Source organism: Geobacillus zalihae NBRC 101842 (genome assembly GCF_001544135.1).
In the GTDB taxonomy this organism is placed as follows: Bacteria; Bacillota; Bacilli; order Bacillales; family Anoxybacillaceae; genus Geobacillus; species Geobacillus zalihae.
Genome location: NZ_BCPV01000128.1, coordinates 1 through 1627 on the forward strand (window position 1 = coordinate 1; position 1627 = coordinate 1627).

At 40.1% G+C, this 1627-nt stretch carries 3 protein-coding genes; all 3 read left to right on the plus strand.

Annotation, left to right across the window (positions count from 1 at the left end; all coding sequences use genetic code 11):
- Nucleotides 1-576: winged helix-turn-helix domain-containing protein (locus GZ1_RS17655; protein ID WP_255211325.1), on the plus strand; the 576-nt coding region annotated here is incomplete at its 5' end.
- Nucleotides 563-733: a transposase gene (locus GZ1_RS18730; RefSeq protein WP_174520702.1), complete on the plus strand. Its 171-nt coding sequence runs from the start codon at nucleotides 563-565 to the stop codon at nucleotides 731-733. The genes GZ1_RS17655 and GZ1_RS18730, both read left to right, overlap by 14 nt.
- A gap of 424 nt (nucleotides 734-1157) precedes the next feature.
- Nucleotides 1158-1550 carry a hypothetical protein gene (locus tag GZ1_RS17660; RefSeq protein WP_033013770.1) on the plus strand — a complete coding sequence of 131 codons (393 nt, stop codon included), beginning with the start codon at nucleotides 1158-1160 and terminating at the stop codon, nucleotides 1548-1550.
- Nucleotides 1551-1627 lie beyond the last annotated feature (77 nt).

Sequence of the window (1627 nt, forward strand, 5' to 3'; positions counted from 1 at the left end):
AGCGGAATTCTGCATGAAACGTCTCAACATCACCGACAACCATGGATGGACGCCCCGGAAACTCCGCAAGCAGGAACGGAAGATCAAAAACGCTCATCTCCGCCAACGTGTGATGCCGTCCGCCTGGTCATAGAAGGCTATTTGGGCAAAGACGTGGCCTCCATGGTCAACGTGTGCCGCCAAACCGTTTCCCATTATGTGTCGCTGTTTAACGAAGGGGGCCTGGAACTCCTGCTTCATCGGGATTTTGCCCCTGGGCGAGAGCCGTTTCTCACCGAAGAACAGCAGGAAGAGATCAAACACCTTGTGTTGACCACGACACCCGCGGAGCTGGGCTGGGACATCGCTTCGGCGTGGAATACGAAGATCCTTCAATCCTATGTACACCACCATTATGGCATCTCCATGTCCCGCGAAGCCTTGCGAAAACTCTTGCATCGAAAAGGGCTTTCGTGGACCCGGCCGACTTACACGTTGGCGAAAGGAGATCCGGATCGGCAAAAACACTTCGAAAAACAAATGGATCTAATAAAAAAACTTAATCGATCCAGATTCCGTCCTGTTGTACATCGATGAAACGCATATCCGATCGTATCATGTGTTGTGTACGACATGGTCAGAGGTTGGCCGTCAAAAGCAAGTGCCGACGTTCGGCCATCATGCTCACGTATCGCTGTTTGGCGCCGTTATCTTGCTCGGCATGAAAGTATACAAACAACCGCTATTTATGTAGACACATCACGAGAAGACCATATGCAGGCGTTAAGGAGAATGTAATTCGATGAGTAAAAAACGTGTTGTACTTGATTATTTTTATGAAAAAGTTGCTGATGAAGTTTGTGATACAAAAATTTGAAAAAACGAATATAAAGAAGAAGTTATTTTAGTTTTAGAATACTCGAAAAGCTAATGAAGATAACGATTTTTTATTTTTGTGCAATTAGGAAGAATCCCCTGACCTCTTAGCTAAAAAGTTATAAGGGAAGGAGGCAACATATAGCAATACATTCCTCTTTTTAAGGAAAAAATGAGTTTTATCGAGAACTTTTTAATAATTTTTTGCATAAAATAATCATATATTCCGTTTTTTGAGGAAAATATATAGAAAATCAATACATTCTTATTTATAATTTATTGTAGATACGGAGGTGAAATGTATGGTAAATACAAACAAAATTGTAGGTCAGAATGTCAAAAAATATATAGAAAGTAAAGGTATTAAACATTCATGGGTGATGGAACGCACTGGTATTAAGAAGACAGCTTATTATAATTTCTTAAAAGGCGAAGGAAATGTGGAGGAGTATGTTGCAAAGATCAATAAGCTATTCCGCATTAAAGATCCGTTCTTTTTTTACAAGGCAGATATGGAATTCAAAGAAAAAACGTTTGACCGTAGCCGATCTGATTCATTTATGAATTATGTGGCACTTTCGTTTCACGGTACAGTGGACGAAGAATTAAAAAAGGGCATGCATCTTTTTAGCGAATTTGTTGAACTGATCGATGTTTTAAAATCAGTCACAAATTCGGAAAATCCAAGGGGGTAGTCCATTGATTACAAAAGATAATCTTGAAATGATTCTAGAGCATAACAAAACACATTTGCCGAAAATTAAAAAGGCGA